Below are 21,088 nucleotides of genomic sequence, written 5' to 3' on the forward strand. Positions count from 1 at the left end.
GTGTTCAAAGCTTTTACTGCTCAACGTTTTCGTTTAAAAAGCCTTCTTTGATTTGCTGAGGCAGGCCGGCATGCCACCAAGTATAAATATTGGCTTTAATTTCTTCGTCTTCTTCCGGATCATTGAATGGCTCATCATCTTCACGGAGCAGTTCATCGCCCTCAAATTTGAACCAAAATTCCCAAGGATCATCATCACCGCATCCCCAAGCCTGAGCGTGGATAGACGGAGCCAGCGCCTTTAGAAAAAATAAAATCGCTTCAATAAATTCATCGCCTGATGAGCCATGCACAAAATGCGCAATTGAATAGCCTTCGATCGGGTACAGTAGTTCTGGCCCCAAATCAAATTCAATGTTATCCACAGTATCTAAAATTTCTCTGGCCAGCTCAGCGCCATTTTCGGGATTAATGTCACAGGCGAGGGCGATAAATTTATCTGAATCACCGCGGTGCTCTTCAAATAAACGGTCTAATTTTGACATTATTTGAGCATCTGCATGCCTGTAATACAAGTTGCTGTGTAATTCCATAACTTTTCCCCAAAGTGAAATTGCGTAATCAAAGCATTGAATGAATGTTCAGCTGGACTTATTGTTGATGCTGAATTGAACAAAAGTATAGATGAATTATCGGCCTGAACCATTCTTTTTATAATTGAAATTTAAGGATTAAATTATGTTTTAAATAAATTTAATCAATAAATACTATGGGGCGGAGCGTCACTTTTTTCTACGTGTTTAAATTTGGAGCTGCTGTCTGCCTGTACAAATAAGGCTGCTGCTCAAAGCCTGCCTGTACGGCTTTAACACGATAAATGAAATTTTCCTGAATTGTCTGATGCATGGCTAAATTGAACGTGCTACACTATGAGAAATCGGGTGTGTTCCCGATTTTTTTATGCGGATTATTTCCGCGCTGACAAGTATTTAGGTTTACAACATGCCCATTTCAGAGACATGGTTATTACCTGATGGTGTAGCTGATGTATTACCAGAACAAGCGCAAGTGATTGAAGCTTTGCGCCGTGAAGCATTGGATTTCCTCGCAACTCGAGGTTATCAGCTGGTGTACACGCCATTTATCGAATACATCGAATCTCTTTCTTCTCTCTCCGAATCGAATCAAGATTTAGACTTAGCCACTTTTAAAGTGATTGACCAGCTGTCTGGCCGGTTGCTTGGTGTGCGTGCCGATATGACACCGCAAGTGGCCCGTATCGATGCGCATGTACATCCAGTCGAAGGCGTAGCGCGTTATTGCTACGCTGGCACGGTTTTACACACTAAACCACAGGGTTTTAATACCACACGCGCGCCGCTGCAGCTGGGTGCAGAATTATTTGGTTCAGACAGCATTGATGCCGACGTTGAAATGGTCGATGTGATGCTGAGCTTGCTTCAAACAGCTGGTTTGGCTGATGGCATTCATCTGGATTTAGGCCATGTCGGATTATTCCGCAGCCTAGTGGCGCATGCAGGCTTATCGAAAGCAGTTGAGCGTCAGCTTTCTGATTTATATCAGCGCAAAGCATTGCCTGAACTGGCTGAATTTACTCAAGAATTAAAATTCGGTGCAGATTTTTATAATTTGGGCCGTTATGCAAGCGATTTAGATGCGCTGCAGACATATTTAAGCGCTGAGATTTTTGAAAATCCTGAGTTTAAGCAGGCATTTGATGCTGTTAAGCAAACCCAGTCAGAAATTCAGGCGCGCTGGCCAGCACTGCATATTGGTATAGATGTTGTAGAACTTCGTTCATATCACTATCACACTGGTTTAATGTATGCCGTATATGCGCCAAACCGTGCAGCGCCGCTGGCTCAAGGCGGACGTTATGACGGGATTGGCCAGCACTTTGGACGCGCGCGTCCGGCAACCGGCTTCTCTTGTGACCTTTATGCATTATGTGCAGGTCAATTTAAGCAGATTCAAAAAGTTGTTGCGCCTAAAGGCACAGACAAGGCATTGCTTGACGCAATTGCGGACGTCCGCGCACAAGGCTTAAGTGTACTTCAGTTACTTGGGAACGATGATTTAAAATCAGTTCCAAATGCAACGCATCAATTGGTGAATGTTGCAGGCGAGTGGAAAGTCGAAGCGGTTTAATCGAAACAGTTTAATGGCAAGGCTGAATGTTCATGTCATTCAGCTTTACTCTCAATTTTAACAGCATGATGTAATGAGGCTATTATGGGCAAGAATGTTGTGGTACTTGGTACCCAATGGGGCGACGAAGGCAAAGGCAAGATCGTCGACCTGCTCACAGATCAAGCGGCTGCGGTTGTTCGCTATCAAGGCGGTCACAACGCTGGCCATACTCTCGTAGTTGGTGGTAAGAAAACTGTATTACACCTCATTCCATCTGGCATCTTGCGTGAAAACGTACTGTGCTTAATTGGTAATGGTGTTGTACTTTCACCGGAAGCGCTGATTAAAGAAATGGACATTCTTGAAAAAGAAGGTGTGCCAGTTCGTGAGCGTCTGCGTATTTCTCCAAACTGCCCATTGATTCTTCCGCACCACATTGCGTTAGACCAGGCGCGTGAAATTAAGCGCGGCAATGCAAAAATTGGCACCACCGGCCGCGGTATTGGCCCAGCGTATGAAGACAAAGTTGCACGCCGTGCAATCCGTGTTGCTGACTTGGTGCGCGGCGGTGAGCATCTTAAGGCGCAGCTTGAAGAATTGCTTGAATACCATAACTTCCAATTGACTCAATTCTTCGGCGTTGACGCCGTGAATGTTGATGACGTGATTGCGCTGTGTGATGAATGGCGTAAAGTCGTTGCTCCGCTGGTTATTGATGTAACAACAGAGCTTCACAACTACCGTAAAAACGGCGACAACATTATGTTTGAAGGCGCGCAAGGTTCACTTCTTGACGTCGACCATGGTACATACCCGTATGTAACTTCTTCAAACACTACTGCTGGCGGCGTAAGCTCAGGTTCAGGCCTTGGCCCGTTGCATTTGGATTATGTTTTGGGTATTACCAAAGCGTACACCACCCGTGTCGGCGCTGGACCATTCCCAACTGAACTTGTTTACGATGCTGCCAATGATATTGGCGATGCGATTGGTAAACACTTGGGTACAATCGGTTCAGAATTTGGCGCGTCTACTGGCCGTCAGCGCCGCTGCGGCTGGTTTGATGCTGAAATCCTGCGCCGTTCTGTAGATGTCAACTCGCTTTCAGGCATTTGCTTAACTAAACTTGACGTTCTTGACGGTTTAGAAGAAGTGAAAATCTGTGTGGGTTATGAAGCTGCAGATTCGGGCTGTGTGGGTTCTTCTGATGCGCTTGCATTTGAAACTTTAAAGCCAATCTACGAAACGATGCCAGGCTGGTCTGAGTCAACTTTTGGTGCAAAATCTTTAGATCAATTGCCTCAAAATGCGATCAACTACATTAAGCGTATCGAGCAGCTGATTGAATGTCCAATCGACATCATTTCTACAGGTCCAGACCGTGAAGAAACGATGATTCTGCGTCACCCGTTCCAGGCTTAATGCTTAGAATATGATGCAAAAAAAGCCCCGCAAAAGCGGGGCTTTTTTACAGCTGTAAACAGCAATGGAATGCCTAAGCCGAATCTGATCAAATCTGTAAAGCCGTTTCTGCGAAGCCTCAGTCTCTGAATAAAATCTGAGTTTGGATTAGCCGATACTAAAGTTGCAGTTCAGTGTGCTGTACAGCGTCAGCAGAGTTGCTAAAATGCATTTCACTTCATATTTCAGGCGCTGCAGGATGCAGAAGTACATATCAGGAACCATCTTTTATTCTTTGCTGTTTGCCATGGGCGGTGCGCCCACAATTGCGATGATGATTATTCGGGCGCAAACCTCAAATCCTGAAATTATTTATACAGCTTTCGTTGGATTATCGGCCATGATTGCCTGTATTTTAGTGCCAATTATATTGATTCAAAATGCATTTCTATTTTTTAAACGTAAAAGTGAAACACTTGAGACAAAGGTCGAGCCGCTGTGCAAGCTGTATCTATTTTTGAATGCCTGCTGTTTGCTCTATTGGCTTTATATTCAGTTTATTGGATGAACATATTTTACATAAATCCTATCATAATGTGCTTTAACTTCATTCAACCTCCTAAATTTGAAGAATATAATTGCTATAATTCATGCTGTTTAGATTGCGGGTTTGGAGTCCTGAATAATGAATAAAAAAATATTGATGAGCTTATGTGCAGCAGGTGCTGTAACAATTTCTGGCTGTACAACTGTGGCCGATATGGCTGGCGCGGATACCGCAACACTGAATGCGGCAGCGACTCAAGGTTTTAATAAAACGGTCACTGAAGCGCGCAACAGCAATACTTTAGACACCTCATCTGCGACTTATAAGCGTATTTACAGTGTGTTTACCCGCCTTAAGCCTTATGCCGATCAAATGAACCAAACCGGGACTAAATTTGACTGGCAGCTTGCGGTGCTGAAATCGCCGCAAGTCAATGCTTATGTGGCGCCAGGCGGTAAAGTTGTATTTTATACAGGGATTGTCACGAAGTTGAATCTGACAGATGCTGAAATTGCCGCGGTGATGGGCCATGAAATGGTGCATGCCCTTGAAGAGCATTCGAAGAATAAAGTTGGCGCGCAGGCGCTGACAGATTTGGCGCTGGGCATTGGCTTAAGTGCAGCGGGTGTAGGTCAGACAGGAACAGCGGCAGCGCAATTGGGCAGCCAAATTGGGATTGGCTTGCCCTATTCACGCAGTTTGGAAAGCCGAGCGGATCAGGGCGGCTTAATGCTGATGGCGCGGGCAGGCTATAATCCTCAGGCTGCAATTACGCTGTGGGAAAAAATGAATAAGCTTGAAGGCGCTGGCGGTTCATCGTTCCTGTCGACTCACCCGTCAAATAGCCAACGGATTGATGCCATGCGTAAAAACCTGCCGGCTGCGCAGCAGATTTACAACCAACGCAGATAAAAAAATTTAAAGCGTATGCGCAGGATATAAATTCCAATAAAAAGCAGAGTATAGGCTCTGTTTTTTTATGTGATCTAATTTTCAAGTTAAACGGAGGCGCTGTTTTAAGATTGATGTTTATTCAGATGATGATGTGTGCCTTGGTGCTTGCATGCTAGCTAAGCAGGATTTGAAGTCATTCATCCCGATTCAGCTGTATGAAATGATCTAAAGCCGGATGAATAGCCGAAACTGCGCTGGGTGCGGAATATCATTTGCCATGTATCAGCAATAAAAAAGGCAAAGTAAAAACTTTGCCTTTTGCACGTCAGATCATAAGATCTTAGTGGTGGTGGCCGCCGGCACCGTGTACGTGACCGTGATCTAATTCTTCTTGAGAAGGTTCACGGATTTCAATGATTTCAACGGCAAAAGTCAGGTCTTGGCCAGCAAGCGGGAAGTTTGCATCTACAACAACATTGTCGCCTTCAACTGCTTTAACAGTTACGATTTGAACGCCGTCGTCAGTTTGAGCTTGGAATTGCATGCCAGCTTGAATATTGTCAACGCCTTGGAACATTTGAGCTGGAACTTCTTGTACTAGGTCTGGGTTGTATTCGCCATAACCTTCAGCAGCAGGAACAGTTACAGTAAATTTTTCACCAACTGTTTTGCCTAATAATGCTTTTTCTAGGCCAGGGATGATGTTGCCAGCGCCGTGCAAATAGGCAAGTGGTTCACCTTGAGATTGGTCAAGTGTTTCACCTTCAGCATTAGTCAATGTGTAGTGGAAAGAAACCACAAGGTTATTTGCAATAGCAGTCATGTTATTGATCCATTCAATTTTTTAAGGGTACATCATAAAGTGAAATTGCTTTTTTGTAGACTAAATTTACTAAAAAATTGCACTTTTACTATTCAGATGATGGTTTTTTCATTAATCGGGGTGAATATTAAAATTTCAATGCATTTTTATTTTTGGCGAGATTTTTCTGTTCACAAAATCTTTGGCGGTCAGTAAGCCTGCATGCGCATAGCCGTAAATGGCGGCTTGATGCATGCGGTATAAAGACACATACATGGATTTTGCGATAAAGCCCTGCACATTAACCTGGCCTAATAATTCACCGACGGCTTTATTTTTACTGAGTGAAACTAAAGAGCCTTTATCTGAAAAATTAAACATGGGCAGCGGTTGACCGTTCAGGCGGGCTTTTAAGGCTTCTGCCAAAAAAGACGCCTGCTGGCTTGCAACCTGCGCCCGCGGGCCAAGTACAGGCTCGTCGGCCCGCGGCTGGCAATGCGCACAATCCCCAAAGGCAAAAATATTCGGGTCTGCCTTGGTCTGCAGGGTAGCATAGACGTCTATGCGGCCCATACGGTCTTTGGCAAAGCCTGGCAGGCTGGCAATGACTGGCGGGGCTTTAATGCCTGCAGCCCAGACCTTGAGTTCTGCATGAATGCTGCTGCCGTCATCAAAGTAAATTTTGTCAGCATCTACTTTTGCGACGCGCTTAGAGGTCAGCACATCAATTTTCATGCGGTCCAGCTGCTTATATGCATGATCCGCCAGTTTTTCGGGCAAGGCGGGCAAAATTCTGTCAGCGCCTTCAATTAAGGTGATTTGCACATTCTGGGGCAAGATTTTATTGAGCCCGAATTTATAAAAATTATGCTTGGCTTCTGTCAGCGCGGCAGAAAGCTCTACGCCAGTCGCGCCAGCGCCAATAATGCCGATGTTCAGCTGGCGGGGTTCATTGCTGTTTTGCGCATCCAAATACAGACGCAGCAGATCCTGCTGGAAGATTTCAGCCTGCTGCAGGCTGTCTAAATAATGGCAATGCTCGGATACGCCGGCTGTGCCAAAATCATTGGACACAGAACCTACAGCTAAAATAAGGGTATCGTAATGCAGCATCAAATTTTCGTCTGAACTGCTGTATTTTCCCAAGGGTGCCCGGTTCAGGACTATGCGCTTTTCTGCAGGAATGATGTTTTCCAAGCAGCCTAAAACAAACTCATAAGAATGTTTGGCGGCATGGGCATAATAATTGGTGGCTTCTTCATTGATATTCATGGTGCCGGCTGCAATTTCATGCAGCAGCGGCTTCCAGACATGGGTGAGTTTCATGTCAACCAAAGTAATATGCGCCTTGCCTGATTTTCCAAGACTGCCGCCTAACTGTGTGGCCAACTCCAGACCGCCAGCGCCGCCGCCGACAATGACAATCCGGTGCAGATTGCTATTCTTTTCAGGATTCATTGAAATGCCTATTTTTATTGTAAAAAAAAGAAGATGGCAGGAGTATGCCATCTTCTTTTTGCGGGTGTTTTTTGAATTGTCTTACAAGTTACATTATCTCACCGATAAGAATTCTGCAGGCCGATTATTGCTGCAATGGGTAGGTTTTTACAGCGCCTGAATCTGATGAGAAAATACCGAAAACACTTTTAAGCCAAAATAGGAAACGTTCGAAAACATTGGCTTCATCAATATTTACGTCATCTTCAATATCAATGGTGTTGATCAGCTGGTTGTTTTGATACACATTTACGGTGACTAATTTCATCACTTGAGCCAAAGGCGCCGTGAGCAATTTTTCATTCACTTCGATATTCATATGCGTTTGAGTTTGCTGCAGCGGTTCAATGCCTTGCAATAAGCCATTGCCGGTATCCAGCATGATGCGCTGATGCGGCTGATCAAAGGTGTTCATATCAATGGTCAGCGCAGGGTCAAATAATGACGTGGTAATGATTTGCGGCTTTTTGGTTTCCACTTTAAACATTTTTAAAGTGGACTTAATGACTGGCAATTCGGCAATCAGCTGTTTGTCTTTAATGGCAACTTCATTGCGGGTATAGACATAAGCAAGGTTCATCAGCTTATGGGCTACTTCAGCGCGCTTCAGCCCGCTTTTAGTGCCCATAACCACTACAATTAAACGGCGGTCAGGCACATTATGCAAGCCTGAAGGGCGGTTGGCGGTTAAGGCCAGGTTATAGCCAGCCGCTTTGGTAAAGCCGGTTTTCATTCCATCGACTGTTGGGTCTTGCTTCAGCAGGATATTGGTCGCTTTATGAAAATGATTGTTATAGCTGAAGCTGGTTTGTTTGGAATAGTTGAGATAGTCTGGCGTTTCCTGCACTAAGGCGCGGCCTAAACGCGCGAGGTCTGCTGCGGAAGAATAGTGCTCCGGCATAGTAATGCCCGCCGGATTTTGAAAGTGGGTGTCATTCATGCCGAGCGCTTTGGCTTCTTTATTCATGCGCTCAATAAATTGCGGAAGCCCGCCGGAAATTTTCTCTGCCAGAGTGACCGCCGCATCATTGGCGGACATGACCACTAGGCCTGCCAACAGGTGATCAACCGTAATTTGCTCGCCTTGCTTTAAATACATTTGCGATTCATCCCACTGAACCACATTGACTACTGGGGTCGCCGTCAGAACTTCATTTTTATTCAAATGGCCCGCTTTGATTTCTTTCAGGGCAATATAGGCCACCATCATTTTGGTTAAAGAGGCAGGAGCGCGCTGTACATGGCTATTATGTTCAGCAATCACTTGTCCTGATTGCGGATCTAGAATAGTCCAAGCTTCAGCTTCTACCGTTTCTGGATTGATGTTCAGCAGTGCAGCATTTGCTACCGTGGAGCATAAAGCGCATAGCGCCACGATGAAGTAAATTACGCGTTTCAATGAGATTCCTTATAGCCTTTCCGTAGGCCGAAAATACAAAAAATTTAAGGAATGCTATGCCTTTTTTTTTCCGCTGACTAGTCTTAATTGTAGACAATTAAGACTGTTGCGCACCGTTGTGTCAAAAAATGTTAAGCTTATTGCCAAGTTATCTTTTTTTATTTTGTATTGCCCATTATGCTGCATTATCAAATCGAATTTGACGATTATCGTCAGCACCTTATTCATGTCACTGCGCGTTTCTTGGCAGATCCAACGCAAGTGCTGTCACTGCCGTCTTGGATACCGGGAAGCTATTTAATCCGCGAGTTTTCAAAACATATTGAAGCGGTACGCGCTTACGATGAAGACGGGCGCCAGCTGCAGATTCAAAAATTTGAAAAGAATAAATGGCGCTTATTCAACACCGATCATGAGCTGATTACGGTTGAATATGATGTCTATGCCTATGATTTGTCAGTGCGCGGCGCTTATGTTGACCAGTCCCGTTTATATGTTAATCCAGCTTGCGCATGTTTAGGTTTGGAAGGGCAGGAACACAAGGCCATTGAAGCGGAAATTTTCTTGCCTGAAGAACTGAAGCATTTCCAAATTGCCACTGGCTTAAAGTCTAAAACGTTGGTGAAAGGCCGTTACACCCTGTATGCCGACAATTATGCGCAGCTGATTGATTCGCCTTTTGAGCTTGCAGATCAAACACGGTTTAGCTTTGAAGCCCATGGCATTCCGCATGAGTTTGTGGTGTCTGGCAAACATGCCATGAATGCGCAGCGCATGCAACAGGACATTGAAAAAATCTGCAGCACTGAAATTTCAATGTTTGGTACTGCGCCGTTCGCGGACTATACCTTTATGACCATGGCGACAGGCAGCAGCTATGGCGGTTTAGAGCATCCAAACAGTACGAGCCTGATTACACCGCGTGATGACCTGCCAAAAGCCGATGAACCGGAAGAGCCGTCAAAGGACTATCAGCGCTTTTTGGGCTTATGCAGTCACGAATATTTCCACTCATGGCTGGTGAAATTTATCCGCCCTGAAAATTTCGTCAATTATGACCTGAACAAAGAAGGCTATACTTCTTTGCTGTGGATCTTTGAAGGGTTTACCTCATATTATGATGACCTGATTTTACTGCGCAGCGGCGTGATTCATCAGGATTCATATTTGACATTGCTGAAAGCGCAAATAGACCGTTATTTGCAAAACCCTGGACGTTTCGTGCAGTCAGTGTCTGAGTCTAGCTTTGATGCATGGGTGAAGTTTTACCGCCAGGATGAAAACTCAAATAATGCGGGTACGAGCTACTATAACAAAGGCTGTTTAGTGGCGCTGTGCTTGGATTTAGGCTTGCGGATGCGCGGTTCGAGCTTGGATGCGTTAATGCGTAAGCTGTACGAAAATGCGCAAAATGGCATTCAAGTCAATGAACGCACCATTTTCGATTTATGTAAAGAACTGACGGGTGACAGCTGGCTGGAACAGATTAATCATCTGATCAATACCACAGATGAATTGCCCTTAGATCAGCTGTTCCCAGAGTTTGGTTTAAGCTATAGCCTAAAAAATGACAAAGCATTGCCATTTGGCTTAAAGCTTGCTGACAAGCCTGAAGGCGTTCTAGTTCAGTCTGCGCGCCGTGATGGCGCTGGCGCTCAAGCAGGCTTATCTGCCAATGACATCATTATTGCTGTTGATGGCTTGAAGGCGACAGCCAAACTGCTTGAACAGTATGCCAAGCAAGCTGGCAGTTATACTGTGCTTGCATTCCGCCGTGATGAATTGATGTCTTTTGATGTGAAGGCTGTAGGTTCTGAACTGAGTGAAGTTGAACTGAAAGTTGTAGATCAAGCAAAAGCGGATTTATGGCTGAAAGCTTAATTTGATAAGCCTTTAATTTTAAGGTAAAACCCATACTTAGGTATGGGTTTTTTATTAGAAAAAGATGAATCAGAAAAGTTTAAATTGGGGTGTTGGCATTACAGTGATTTGGCTTGCTGTAATTTTCTTTGTTTGGTTTTTTTGCGGTCTGAAATCTCCTGAATCACTTAATGAATTAGGTGATGCATTAGCAGGAATTGTCGCGCCCATTGCATTTCTTTGGTTGATTTTGGGTTATATCCAGCAAGGTAAACAGTTAGATCAAAATACTAAAGCTTTGGAACAGCAAGAAAGAGCGCTTCAATTGCAAATTGATGAAATGCAAAAAGGAATTGAGCAACAAGCACAATTGGTTCAAACCCAAAAAGAGCAGCAGTTGGAACAGCGACAGCTGTTAGCCCCGAAACTTTTCATTTCAGATTTTCAAGCAAGAGCCGCTTTCGGTAATAGTGTCCCAGTAGATACCGATACAGGGGAGTATGTGTACGATAATGTGGTTTTTATTACTATATATTTTAATATAGAAAACTTGGGAGAAGAGGCTTATCATTTTAAAATTATTGAAAAAAAGACATTAGAGTGTTTAGAAAATATAGATCTTTTGAAGAGATCTGATAAAGCAGAAATGAAACTTCATCTATCAACAGAATTAGTTGATCAATTAAATTTGAATAAACAGTTAGAAGAACTCTTCAATGTGTCTTACGAATGTAAGAATGGAGTTGAAATTCAAAGAGATTTATTCATGCAATTATATCCAAGAAACGTAAATTCACCATTTTTTCACGTAAACATGCATTTGGATAAAGAATTAAAGTATGAAGCATAAAAAAGCCCACTTACGTGAGCTTTAATATTCTTGAATCTTAACGGCCATTACGTCCGCGGCCGCGTGGCGCTTTAGTATTTGGGCGTGTCGTACCGTTGGTACGGCGTTTCGGCTTCTCGCTATCATCCATTTGCCAAATGCGCTTTGTACCAGACTTCTTCACAGAGCCGTCTTTGTTTTTACGCACCATTGGCTTGCCGCCCGTACCGCCTGGTTTTTTCACATAAGAACGTGAACGGTAAGGCTCTTCCGCAGGAATATTTTGGAAGTCTGGGTAAAGCAGCGGTTCAATCTCTTTTGTTTCACCTGGCTTTAAGTCCATTTGAACCAGACTGATTCCGCCAATTTGAGTGCGGATCAAGCGCAAAACTGGGAAACCCACAGCAGCGCACATACGGCGCACTTGGCGGTTACGGCCTTCACAGATTGAAATTTCAACCCAAGACGTAGGAATAGAGGCGCGGAAACGTACAGGAGGATCACGGTCCCACAACCATTCAGGCTGTTCAACTTTGTCCGCTTTGGCAGGAAGTGTCATGCCGTCTTTTAGCTCTACGCCTTTGCGAAGCTGCTCAAGTGCTTCTTCAGTGACATCACCTTCCACCTGAACCAAATAAGTTTTAAACTTTTTATTGACAGGGTTGGTAATGTATTGGTTTAGACCGCCGTGATCGGTTAGGAAGACTAAACCTTCGGAGTCCATATCTAGACGGCCAGCCAAACGCAAAGTTGGATCGTCTACGAAGTCGGACATGGTCATGTGCGCTTCGTCTTTACGGAATTGGGAGAGCACGTCATAAGGCTTATTGAGAATGACGATTTTCATATGAAATAGCTTCTTCACTAATATAAATAAAAGAAACATCGAGTTTTATTTAAGCGGGAAATAAGGTTATTTCCCTTATAAATCTCAAAGATGTTTGAATTCGATTAATCTATTATGCGTGAAGATAGAATGAAAGTATTGTGAATTGGCAAATATTTTTTAGATTGCCAGATAAAGAAGAAGGAGAATTACAGAAAATGGGTTATCAGAAAATTGCCGTACCCGCGGATGGCAGTAAAATAAGCGTAAATTCAGATTTGTCATTAAACGTGCCTAATCAGCCGATTATCCCTTTTATTGAAGGGGACGGCATTGGTGTCGATATTACCCCGGCCATGAAAGCCGTGGTTGATGCAGCTGTGCAAAAAGCTTACGGCGGCAAGCGTTCTATTGAATGGATGGAAGTCTATTGCGGTGAAAAGGCCAATAAAATTTACGGCACTTATATGCCGGATGAAACTTTGGAAGCGCTGCGTGAATATGTTGTATCGATTAAAGGCCCGCTGACAACTCCCGTAGGCGGCGGTATCCGCTCGCTTAATGTTGCACTGCGTCAGGAACTTGACTTATATGTCTGCGTGCGCCCAGTACGCTGGTTTAAAGGTGTGCCGTCTCCTGTGCAGCATCCGGAACAGACCGACATGGTGATTTTCCGTGAAAATTCTGAAGATATTTATGCAGGCATTGAATGGAAAGCGGATTCTCCGGAAGCGAAAAAAGTCATCAAATTTTTAAAAGAAGAAATGGGTGTCACCAAGATCCGTTTTGAAGAGAACTGCGGTATCGGCATCAAGCCAGTCTCTAAGGAAGGCACTCAGCGTCTGGTTCGTAAAGCCATTCAATTTGCGATTGATAACAATAAGCCGTCTGTGACGCTGGTTCATAAAGGCAACATTATGAAATATACCGAAGGCGCATTTAAAGAGTGGGGCTATGAACTGGCACTGGAGCGTTTTGGCGGTGAACTGATTGACGGAGGCCCTTGGGTTAAAATTAAAAACCCCAAAACAGGTAAAGATATCATTATTAAAGATGTGATTGCTGATGCATTCCTGCAGCAGATTTTAATGCGTCCATCCGACTATTCTGTAATTGCGACGCTGAACTTAAACGGCGACTATATATCCGATGCGCTGGCGGCCGAAGTTGGCGGTATTGGCATTGCTCCAGGAGCGAATATTGGCGGTGCAGTTCAGGTGTATGAAGCGACACATGGCACAGCGCCTAAATATGCAGGCCAAGATAAGGTAAATCCAGGCTCCATTATTCTTTCTGCCGAAATGATGCTGCGCGATATGGGCTGGGAAGAGGCTGCTGACTTAATTATCAAAGGCATTTCCGGAGCAATTGCGGCCAAGACCGTCACTTACGATTTTGAGCGTTTGATGCCGGATGCAACGCTGCTTCGGTGTTCTGAATTTGGTCAAGCCATTATTGATAATATGGAATAGCCGCCGGCAAGAAGCTCCATAAAGTTTCAAATAACCCGCATATATTGCGGGTTATTTGTTTGTAAAAGCTAGAATTTTAAAAAACTTGATGATATTTTGTACGGAAATTATAAGGGAAATAAAAAATGAAGCTTTACTGGTCAGTTTTAATTTTGCTGGGAATGCCATGTTTAGCGCAGGCTGGCGCAGTGTATAAATGCAATCTGAAAGGTTCAATCATCTATCAGTCCAAGCCTTGTCCGGGCGCGACAGCAGATGCCAATTTTCAGCAAGAGCAGCGGCGGCTATACGGTCAAACCCGTGCTCCCAGTCAGCCTAAAGCAAAAAATGGTACAACGAATGAAATTGCTGATACCGACGAAGGCAAAAAGAAAAGTTTGGCCATTGCGCAAGATGCTTACAACGTGACGAAAGAGCGCTAGGCCTTCAGTGTTGAAAGCAGCGCTTAAAGCAAGTTTGTATGATGCCTGATTGCCGTCAAATAATAATCCCGCTTTTTGCGGGATTATTTTTGCATAAGTGATGCACATCCTGATTGTTTGGCCTGCAGCTTGGGACATGATCTGAAGGGATAGATAGCCCAGCGCTGCATCAGATGATTTTCAGATCTATTGCGGCATGAGGCTATGCAGGCTCAGTATTTGCAGTACAGTCGGGAAAAATTTTTACTCTGCTGAAGGTTGTGTTTAATTAAGTTTGCATCGTTAGCAGTAGCGTTAATTCCGTAAATATTAAATTATCGGGCTGCTGAATTTATTCATTTTATTTAAAGTGTCATTACATTGAAGCATTTTGAAACAGCTCGGGGCTTGGAAACACGGATAACTGGGCTAAAGTGGTTATTGCCAAGATGTTGAATAAGGAAAGCTGAACAAAGCGGTATTTTTATCACAGATGGATACATGGCTTTAGGTGTATGCATTGATTTCATTTCACAGAGCAGGAGTTACATGAAATGGCCCGTCATCAGCAGCAACAGCAAAACCAGCAGCAACAGGATCAGCAACAGCAAAACCAGCAGAATCAACAACAGCAACAGCAACCGCAGCAAGATCAGAAATCTGGCAAACAGCAGCACAACCAGAAAAATCAACGCAATCAGCAGCAGCGCTAAAGTTTCAGCTGAGCTGCGAATGACAGTGTTTATATGGAGTTTTTAAAAATTTAGGCTCAATAGCCAAGGCATTGCTTTGGAATTAGACGGTGTTTTGGCTAAGAATAAAACCCATAGCAAAAGCTATAAAATAAACAGGCGTCAAGGGATTTGACGCCTGTTTATTTTTGCCATCAATAGCAGTATTGCTTTTCTGCTGGATGGCAGGCTTAACTCACGGGACTATTGAGCTGCTATATGTGCATTGCTTCGTGTTGCCCAAAACAATTGCAAAGTGCCAATCAGCAGAACAGCAGAAGCAATCATAAATTGCTGATGATAGCTGATGCCAAAATGCTGCAGCGCGCTGAAGCTCAGCCCCCCGATCAATTGGATGGCGGCAAAAGTCAGTGTGGCAATGCTCCACAGCTTTTTATAGGCGTTGCCGTATAATTGCAAAATGGTGTAGGAGGTTAAAAAGACCACGGCAGGGTTGAGCAGGCCTGTCAAAAATGAAGACATAAAGGTAAAGAGCGGGCTGATGTTGAGTACTGCCACGGCAATAGCAAAAACATAGGTGCAGTAAAGAATTTTTAAAGTGGTGAAATTCCCTAATTTCTTGGCTAAGAGATAAGAGCAGAATGCGCCTAGGGCGCTGCCGGAACCATATAGAATCCAGTTGAAATTCATCCAATATAAGTCCAGCTTTAACACTTGGGTTAAATAATCAATCCAAAATAATGAATGCGGCACATAAGCAAAAGCGCTGCAGCCATAGACTGCAATTAAGCTTAAAAATACGGTATTCAGCTGCACTTGCTCATGCTGTTTTACTGAATGGGTGCTGAGCAGCGGTTTAAGGTCTTGCAACAGCACACTTAAGCAGATACTGATCGCCAGTGCAAATGCGCTTAAGATGAGCCAAGCGGTACGGACTGCGATCTGGTCCAAATAGGGCAGGAACAGCGTGGCCAGCAAAACTCCAATGCCTATACCGCTAAAGCCGATGAAGTTGATTTTAAAACGGTCTTTTAACTCGCAGCACTGCGCCACAATGCTGGGTGAAAGAATCATGATCAGACCGCCGCAGATGCCGGAAATAACCCGCCAAAATAAATACCACAGGTCAGGAAAGCCGGAAAAGGCGCAGCTCATTAAACTGAACATGCCGGCAAAGGCTGCGGCTTGAATATAGGCTGCCATGACACGGGTTTGCGGCAAACGCATCGCCCAAAATGCGCCCATTAAATAGCCCAGCAAATTTGCACTGCCGAGGATGCTGGCAAAATGAGCCGTCCAGCCAAAAGATTCACGTGTTGTCGGTAAAAGCGCGGTATAGGAAAAACGCAGAATGCCAATGCCTAAACACATGCATAGGCATAAAAAAATGCTTAATTTAACGCGGGTTGAGGACATCCTGTACTCATTAGGTTCTACATTTGCTTAAAAAATAGCATGAATAAGGCAGGTTTTGTAGGACTGTAAATCACAAAAAATGATAAAAAATAGGCCTATATCCTCAGCTTGTATGTTTGTCTTGTACTCAGGCGTACAGTGAATAAAACGTTTAAGCTTGCAAATTGAATTTTCGAAAGAAAGGCATACAATCGCGATACTATTTTGCCACTGTCATAAATCATGAATCTTTCATACCGCGCTGATATTGACGGTCTAAGAGCGGCTGCAGTTTTATTGGTCATTTTCAATCATATAGGCTGGACTTTTTTTTCCGGCGGCTACATTGGTGTGGATATTTTTTTTGTGATCTCTGGTTATTTGATAACAACGACGGTGATTCATGATATTCAGACAGAAAAATTTTCAGTAGCTCGTTTTTATAAGAAACGGGTGGTCCGATTAGCGCCTGCGTATTTTACGGTATTGACTGCTGTGTCTCTTGGCGCTTGGCATGTGCTTTTACCTGATGATCTTATGACTTACTTTAAAAGCGTGCTGTATGCAACGTTTTTAATGGCTAATATTTTTATGCAGAAGGAAGTGGGAGATTACTTTAGTCAAAGTGTGCACGAAACGCCTTTGCTGCACTTATGGTCTTTAGGCGTGGAAGAGCAGTTTTATATTTTTTGGCCGCTGATCCTGCTGTTTTTTGTTCAGAAATGGGGATTTAAGCATGTCCTGTGGCTGATTGGCGCTTTATTTATTGTGTCTTTGGCCTATGCGCAATTTGAACTTCATGATAATGCAGAAAAAGCGTATTACAGCATGCCAGTACGGGCTTTCGAGCTGCTTTGCGGAGCATTGATCTGCTTTATGCCTAAAATTAAGTTGCCGGCTGCTGTAACTAAGCTCATTGTCTGGTTGTGTTTGTCGGTTATTTTTGCTGAGGCATGCTTAATGGATCATAAAACGCCATTTCCGGGAGTAATGGCGCTATTTCCCTGCGTGGCTGCTGCATTGATTATTTATGCTGGCGGTTCAGCGCCGCAGCACAATTTGCTGCTCAGCAATGGTTTTAGCCGATGGGTGGGGAAAATTTCTTATCCGCTGTATCTTTGGCATTGGCCGGTTATTGTGCTGTTTTATATGTATATGCGGCCGATGAATGAACTTAACCAGTTTTTGGTGCTGGTGATTTCCATCTCACTGGCATATATAACTTATATATTCATTGAAAAGCCCTCGAAACGCTTTGTCATGCTGCCAAATAAGACGGTGATTTTAGCGGGTTTTGTACTGCCAGCCTTGCTATTTTCCTGTGCGGCATTTTCGATGTGGCAGCAAAAAGGCTATCCGCAGCGTTTTCCCCAAGCGATTTATACGCAAACAGCGGCCTTGAATGCTTTTGCGCATGAGGTCCGCTATAAATGCATGGATACTGAAGATCCCAGCACTTTGCCAAAACCTGAAGACTGCGTATTGGGCCGGCAAAAAGATGAAATTGATTTTTTACTGATTGGTGATTCACATGCCAATAGTTATAGCGGCATGCTGGATGTTTGGGCTAAAGATGCTCAGTTGCGCGGCTATGATGTGACACAAAGTTCAACATTCTATTTGCCAGATGTGCATACCTTGCAAATGAATTATGGCAAATGGATAGAATTGGAACAAACGAAGCAAAGAAATGATGCTATTACTGCGCATCTAGCGCATAAGCATTATCCTATGATTATCTTGGCTGGCGGGTACTATCCGTATTTTCATCAGGGATGGAAATTGCAGGATGGCACAGACCACAGCAGCGAAGAGATCTTTGAAAACGGGCTGATGAAAGCAATTGCAATTGCTTCCCAATCTGCTGATCAAGTGATCCTGCTGGATGATATGCCGCGTTTAATGCAGAATGATGTTCCTGCAGATTGCATTGTGCGAAATGAAATATTAAATATACGAGTCAATTGCGCTGTTTCCCGGCAAGTGTTTCAGCGGGATTTAATCCAGTTTAATAAGATGGTTGCGCGGGCAGAGCATCAGTTTCCACAGCTTAAAGTTATCCGTCCTGCCTATTCAATTTGTGGCGCAGCATTGTGCAGCATCAATGTAAATGGCGTGCCGCTGTACCGGAATAAAGATGATAATCATCTAAACTATATAGGTTCACAGCAATTAGGCTTAGCCTACATTAAGCAATTCGGCAATCCGCTTAAGCTGCATTAAATTTAACTTTATTATGAAAACTAAAAAACCGCACTGTTGTGCGGTTTTTTAGTTTTGTGGCTTAACGCATTTTAGACAAGAAACGTCCTAAGCGGGTAATTGCTTCACGAAGTTCATTTTCTGCTGGCAGGAAGACAACGCGGAAGTGATCCGGTGTCGGCCAGTTGAAGCCAGTTCCTTGAACCAGCAAGACTTTTTCAGCCCTTAAGAAATCCAGCATGAATTTTTCATCATCTTCAATTGGATAAACTTCAGGGTCTAATTTAGGGAAGCAGTACATTGCGCCTTCCGGCTTAACACAGGATACGCCAGGAATTTCATTCAGCATTTCCCATGCAATGTTGCGCTGCTCGTACAAACGGCCGCCTGGGCGGATCAGATCATTAATAGACTGATAACCGCCAAGCGCGGTTTGAATCGCATATTGCGCTTGGTGATTTGCACATAAGCGCATGGACGCCAGCATGTCCAAACCTTCAATATAATCCATGGCGCGGGATTTATCGCCAGTGATGGCCATCCAGCCTGAACGGTAGCCTGCAATGCGGTACGCTTTGGACAAACCATTAAAAGAAATGCACAGCTGATCACCGGCTAAAGCTGCTACGGATACATGCTCAATGCCGTCATAAATAATTTTGTCGTAAATTTCGTCAGCGAACAAAATTAAGTCATATTTTTTGGCTAAGGCAACAATTTGTTCCAGCACATGGCGAGGGTAAACCGCGCCAGTCGGATTGTTTGGGTTGATAATCACAATACCGCGGGTATTGGGGGTGATTTTGCTTTCCATATCCGCAATGTCTGGATACCAGTAGTTTTCTTCATCACATTTGTAGTGAATGGCTGTACCGCCAGATAAGTTAACGGCGGCAGTCCAAAGCGGATAATCCGGCATGGGCACCAGCATTTCATCGCCGTCATCCAGTAGGCCCTGCATCGCCATTACAATCAGTTCTGATACGCCATTGCCCACATACACGTCGTTTACGTGCATGTTCAGAATGCCTTTTTGCTGATAATACTGGCAAATGGCTTTGCGCGCAGGGAAGATGCCTTTTGAATCTGTATAGCCAATCGCATTCGGCAGGTTCAATGCAACATCATTGATGATTTCTTGAGGGGCTTCAAAACCGAATGGGGCAGGGTTGCCAATATTCAGCTTAATGATTTTGTGTCCAGCCTCTTCCATTTCGTTGGCCGCTCGCAACACTGGCCCGCGAATGTCGTAGCATACATGCTCGAGCTTAGACGATTTCTTAATTTCGCGTGGGGTGTGGAAAGTGTTCGGCATTTTAATGTTCTCGGAAAGAGTGGAGGTCACTTTTGCATAACGGTATAAATAGCTTTTAAATGTCTCGGTTGTTACCAAATCGAGATGATGTTCATCTCTGAGTAAAGCAACAATTTTTTCATGCGTAAACCCTGCCTGTTGATATTGTTTAATCACGGGCAGCAGATTTTTAAAAATTACGCTCTTTTTCTGCGACATTTTTTAATCCTGAGCAAGAGTCAGACCAAGCCTAACACTAAATTTGCTCACAAAAAAGCATTTAATTTTTATATTTGCTTACCTTGATTTTATATTTGCTTACCTTTTGCTTTTTTGAGCATTATATTGATTTTGTAAATTGTTGAATAAAGACTAGAAATTTAAGATTGAATGACGTAAATATACGATTATCCTATTTTAAATAGCACAATATAAAGGGACGTCATCATGGGAAAACTCAATAAAACAGAAAGAGAATGGCAACGAGAGTTATCGCCAGAAGAGTTTCGCATTACACGTCAGAAGGGAACTGAACCGGCTTTTACGGGAAAATACTGGAATACTAAGCAAGAAGGCACATATGTTTGCCGCTGCTGCGGAGAGCCATTATTTACTTCTGAAACAAAGTTTGACAGCGGATGCGGCTGGCCAAGTTTTTTCCGCCCTGTAAATGGGACAGTGATTGAGGAGCATCAAGATACATCGCACGGCATGCTGAGAACAGAAATTGTCTGTCATCATTGTGACGCACATTTAGGGCATGTTTTCCCAGATGGTCCGCAGCCGACAGGATTGCGCTATTGCGTGAATTCGGCTTCATTAGACTTAAAAACACAAGAAAAAAATGACGAGGAAACTTATCCATGACAAGCATTTATCAGTTTGAAGCTGAGTTGTTGGACGGTAAAAATAAATCTTTTGCAGATTACGAAGGGAAAGTTTTACTGGTCGTGAATACCGCAAGCAAATGCGGTTTTACCCCGCAATTTGCAGGATTGGAAAAACTCTATCAGCAGTATAAGGATCAGGGCTTTTTGGTGCTGGGTTTTCCATGTAATCAGTTTGGCGGGCAGGATCCGGGCAGTAATGATCAAATCGGCGCCTTTTGCCAAAAAAACTATGGCGTAGATTTTCCAATGTTTGCCAAAGTGGATGTAAAAGGCCCTGAAGCGCATGCGATTTTCCGTTACTTAACCAATAATTCTAAAGGCGTATTGGGAAATGGCATTAAATGGAATTTCACTAAATTTTTAATTGGCAAGGATGGCAAGGTATTAAACCGTTATGCGCCGACAACTAAGCCGGAAGCCTTGCAGGAAGATATTGAAAAAGCTTTAACTGGTTAAAATTTTCCAAATATAAGATTTAAAGGCGCATAAGCGCCTTTATTATTTTCTTTCCGCCTGATGTTTAAAAAATAAAACCCGCTGATTAAAGCGGGTTTTATTTAATCTGGATCACATTTCATAAGCATTGCTCGACAATGT

The 21,088-nt window shown here is 43.7% G+C and carries 19 protein-coding genes; 12 read left to right on the plus strand and 7 right to left on the minus strand.

All coding sequences use genetic code 11. The features are described 5' to 3' along the window. Positions 1 to 13: 13 nt before the first annotated feature. Entirely contained in the window at positions 14 to 532 is a 519-nt protein-coding gene (locus JZ784_RS02830) for a hypothetical protein (RefSeq protein ID WP_346313723.1), read from the minus strand. Between the two features lie 409 nt (positions 533 to 941). Between JZ784_RS02830 and JZ784_RS02835 the strand changes: the two genes are divergently transcribed. The 4 genes from JZ784_RS02835 to JZ784_RS02850 all read left to right on the plus strand — a co-directional run bounded on the left by JZ784_RS02835 (position 942) and on the right by JZ784_RS02850 (position 4,950). Then, entirely contained in the window at positions 942 to 2,108 is a 1,167-nt protein-coding gene (locus tag JZ784_RS02835; RefSeq protein WP_346313724.1) for an ATP phosphoribosyltransferase regulatory subunit, read from the plus strand. Positions 2,109 to 2,192: 84 nt separating this feature from the next. After that, positions 2,193 to 3,512 carry an adenylosuccinate synthase gene (locus JZ784_RS02840; RefSeq protein WP_346313725.1) on the plus strand — a complete coding sequence of 440 codons (1,320 nt, stop codon included), beginning with the start codon at positions 2,193 to 2,195 and terminating at the stop codon, positions 3,510 to 3,512. Positions 3,513 to 3,750: 238 nt separating this feature from the next. Next, positions 3,751 to 4,059, plus strand: coding sequence for a hypothetical protein (locus tag JZ784_RS02845; protein ID WP_005010937.1), 309 nt, complete (start codon positions 3,751 to 3,753; stop codon positions 4,057 to 4,059). 117 nt (positions 4,060 to 4,176) lie between these two features. Further along, a complete protein-coding gene (locus JZ784_RS02850; RefSeq protein ID WP_005010932.1) occupies positions 4,177 to 4,950 on the plus strand; it encodes a M48 family metallopeptidase in 774 nt (257 codons plus the stop codon). Between the two features lie 322 nt (positions 4,951 to 5,272). Here JZ784_RS02850 and JZ784_RS02855 read toward each other — a convergent pair whose 3' ends face one another. The 3 genes from JZ784_RS02855 to JZ784_RS02865 all read right to left on the minus strand — a co-directional run bounded on the left by JZ784_RS02855 (position 5,273) and on the right by JZ784_RS02865 (position 8,630). After that, a complete protein-coding gene (locus JZ784_RS02855; protein WP_005010926.1) occupies positions 5,273 to 5,755 on the minus strand; it encodes a peptidylprolyl isomerase in 483 nt (160 codons plus the stop codon). A 135-nt stretch (positions 5,756 to 5,890) separates the two neighbouring features. After that, positions 5,891 to 7,192, minus strand: a complete 1,302-nt coding sequence (locus JZ784_RS02860) for an NAD(P)/FAD-dependent oxidoreductase (RefSeq protein ID WP_346313726.1) — start codon at positions 7,190 to 7,192, stop codon at positions 5,891 to 5,893. Positions 7,193 to 7,316: 124 nt separating this feature from the next. Further along, positions 7,317 to 8,630, minus strand: a complete 1,314-nt coding sequence (locus tag JZ784_RS02865; protein ID WP_346313727.1) for a D-alanyl-D-alanine carboxypeptidase PBP6B — start codon at positions 8,628 to 8,630, stop codon at positions 7,317 to 7,319. Positions 8,631 to 8,807: 177 nt separating this feature from the next. Here JZ784_RS02865 and JZ784_RS02870 point away from each other — a divergent pair, with 177 nt between their 5' ends. Together JZ784_RS02870 and JZ784_RS02875 are read left to right on the plus strand one after the other, a co-directional pair. Then, a complete protein-coding gene (locus JZ784_RS02870; protein WP_346313728.1) occupies positions 8,808 to 10,511 on the plus strand; it encodes a M61 family peptidase in 1,704 nt (567 codons plus the stop codon). A 64-nt stretch (positions 10,512 to 10,575) separates the two neighbouring features. Beyond that, the gene (locus JZ784_RS02875; RefSeq protein ID WP_346313729.1) at positions 10,576 to 11,340 is read left to right on the plus strand and encodes a hypothetical protein; all 765 of its coding nucleotides are present in this window, start codon (positions 10,576 to 10,578) and stop codon (positions 11,338 to 11,340) included. Between the two features lie 37 nt (positions 11,341 to 11,377). On the opposite strand, the gene JZ784_RS02880 is transcribed toward JZ784_RS02875, so the two are convergent. Then, positions 11,378 to 12,166, minus strand: coding sequence for a pseudouridine synthase (locus JZ784_RS02880; RefSeq protein ID WP_346313730.1), 789 nt, complete (start codon positions 12,164 to 12,166; stop codon positions 11,378 to 11,380). A 197-nt stretch (positions 12,167 to 12,363) separates the two neighbouring features. On the opposite strand from JZ784_RS02880, the gene icd reads away from it, so the two are divergent. The 3 genes from icd to JZ784_RS02895 all read left to right on the plus strand — a co-directional run bounded on the left by icd (position 12,364) and on the right by JZ784_RS02895 (position 14,731). Continuing rightward, the gene (gene icd, locus JZ784_RS02885) at positions 12,364 to 13,617 is read left to right on the plus strand and encodes an NADP-dependent isocitrate dehydrogenase (protein ID WP_346313731.1); all 1,254 of its coding nucleotides are present in this window, start codon (positions 12,364 to 12,366) and stop codon (positions 13,615 to 13,617) included. 125 nt (positions 13,618 to 13,742) lie between these two features. Beyond that, positions 13,743 to 14,039, plus strand: coding sequence for a hypothetical protein (locus JZ784_RS02890; RefSeq protein ID WP_346313732.1), 297 nt, complete (start codon positions 13,743 to 13,745; stop codon positions 14,037 to 14,039). 533 nt (positions 14,040 to 14,572) lie between these two features. Then, positions 14,573 to 14,731 (plus strand): hypothetical protein, encoded by a 159-nt coding sequence (locus tag JZ784_RS02895; RefSeq protein ID WP_005010906.1) that lies wholly within the window; start codon positions 14,573 to 14,575, stop codon positions 14,729 to 14,731. 222 nt (positions 14,732 to 14,953) lie between these two features. On the opposite strand, the gene JZ784_RS02900 is transcribed toward JZ784_RS02895, so the two are convergent. Continuing rightward, complete coding sequence (locus JZ784_RS02900) at positions 14,954 to 16,126, minus strand: YbfB/YjiJ family MFS transporter (RefSeq protein WP_346313733.1); 1,173 nt, start codon at positions 16,124 to 16,126, stop codon at positions 14,954 to 14,956. A gap of 222 nt (positions 16,127 to 16,348) precedes the next feature. Here JZ784_RS02900 and JZ784_RS02905 point away from each other — a divergent pair, with 222 nt between their 5' ends. Next, positions 16,349 to 18,328, plus strand: coding sequence for an acyltransferase family protein (locus JZ784_RS02905; RefSeq protein ID WP_346313734.1), 1,980 nt, complete (start codon positions 16,349 to 16,351; stop codon positions 18,326 to 18,328). A gap of 61 nt (positions 18,329 to 18,389) precedes the next feature. Here the strand turns inward: JZ784_RS02905 and JZ784_RS02910 are convergent, their stop codons facing one another. Beyond that, on the minus strand, positions 18,390 to 19,820 hold the full coding sequence (locus JZ784_RS02910; RefSeq protein WP_005010899.1) for a pyridoxal phosphate-dependent aminotransferase: 1,431 nt from the start codon (positions 19,818 to 19,820) through the stop codon (positions 18,390 to 18,392). A 228-nt stretch (positions 19,821 to 20,048) separates the two neighbouring features. Between JZ784_RS02910 and msrB the strand changes: the two genes are divergently transcribed. Together msrB and JZ784_RS02920 are read left to right on the plus strand one after the other, a co-directional pair. Then, a complete protein-coding gene (msrB, locus tag JZ784_RS02915) occupies positions 20,049 to 20,468 on the plus strand; it encodes a peptide-methionine (R)-S-oxide reductase MsrB (protein ID WP_005010896.1) in 420 nt (139 codons plus the stop codon). Beyond that, positions 20,465 to 20,947 carry a glutathione peroxidase gene (locus JZ784_RS02920; RefSeq protein ID WP_346313735.1) on the plus strand — a complete coding sequence of 161 codons (483 nt, stop codon included), beginning with the start codon at positions 20,465 to 20,467 and terminating at the stop codon, positions 20,945 to 20,947. Before msrB ends, JZ784_RS02920 begins: the two co-directional genes overlap by 4 nt. The last annotated feature ends 141 nt before the right edge of the window (positions 20,948 to 21,088 follow it).

The organism is Acinetobacter sp. CWB-B33 (genome assembly GCF_039655955.1).
Lineage (GTDB): Bacteria > Pseudomonadota > Gammaproteobacteria > Pseudomonadales > Moraxellaceae > Acinetobacter > Acinetobacter bouvetii.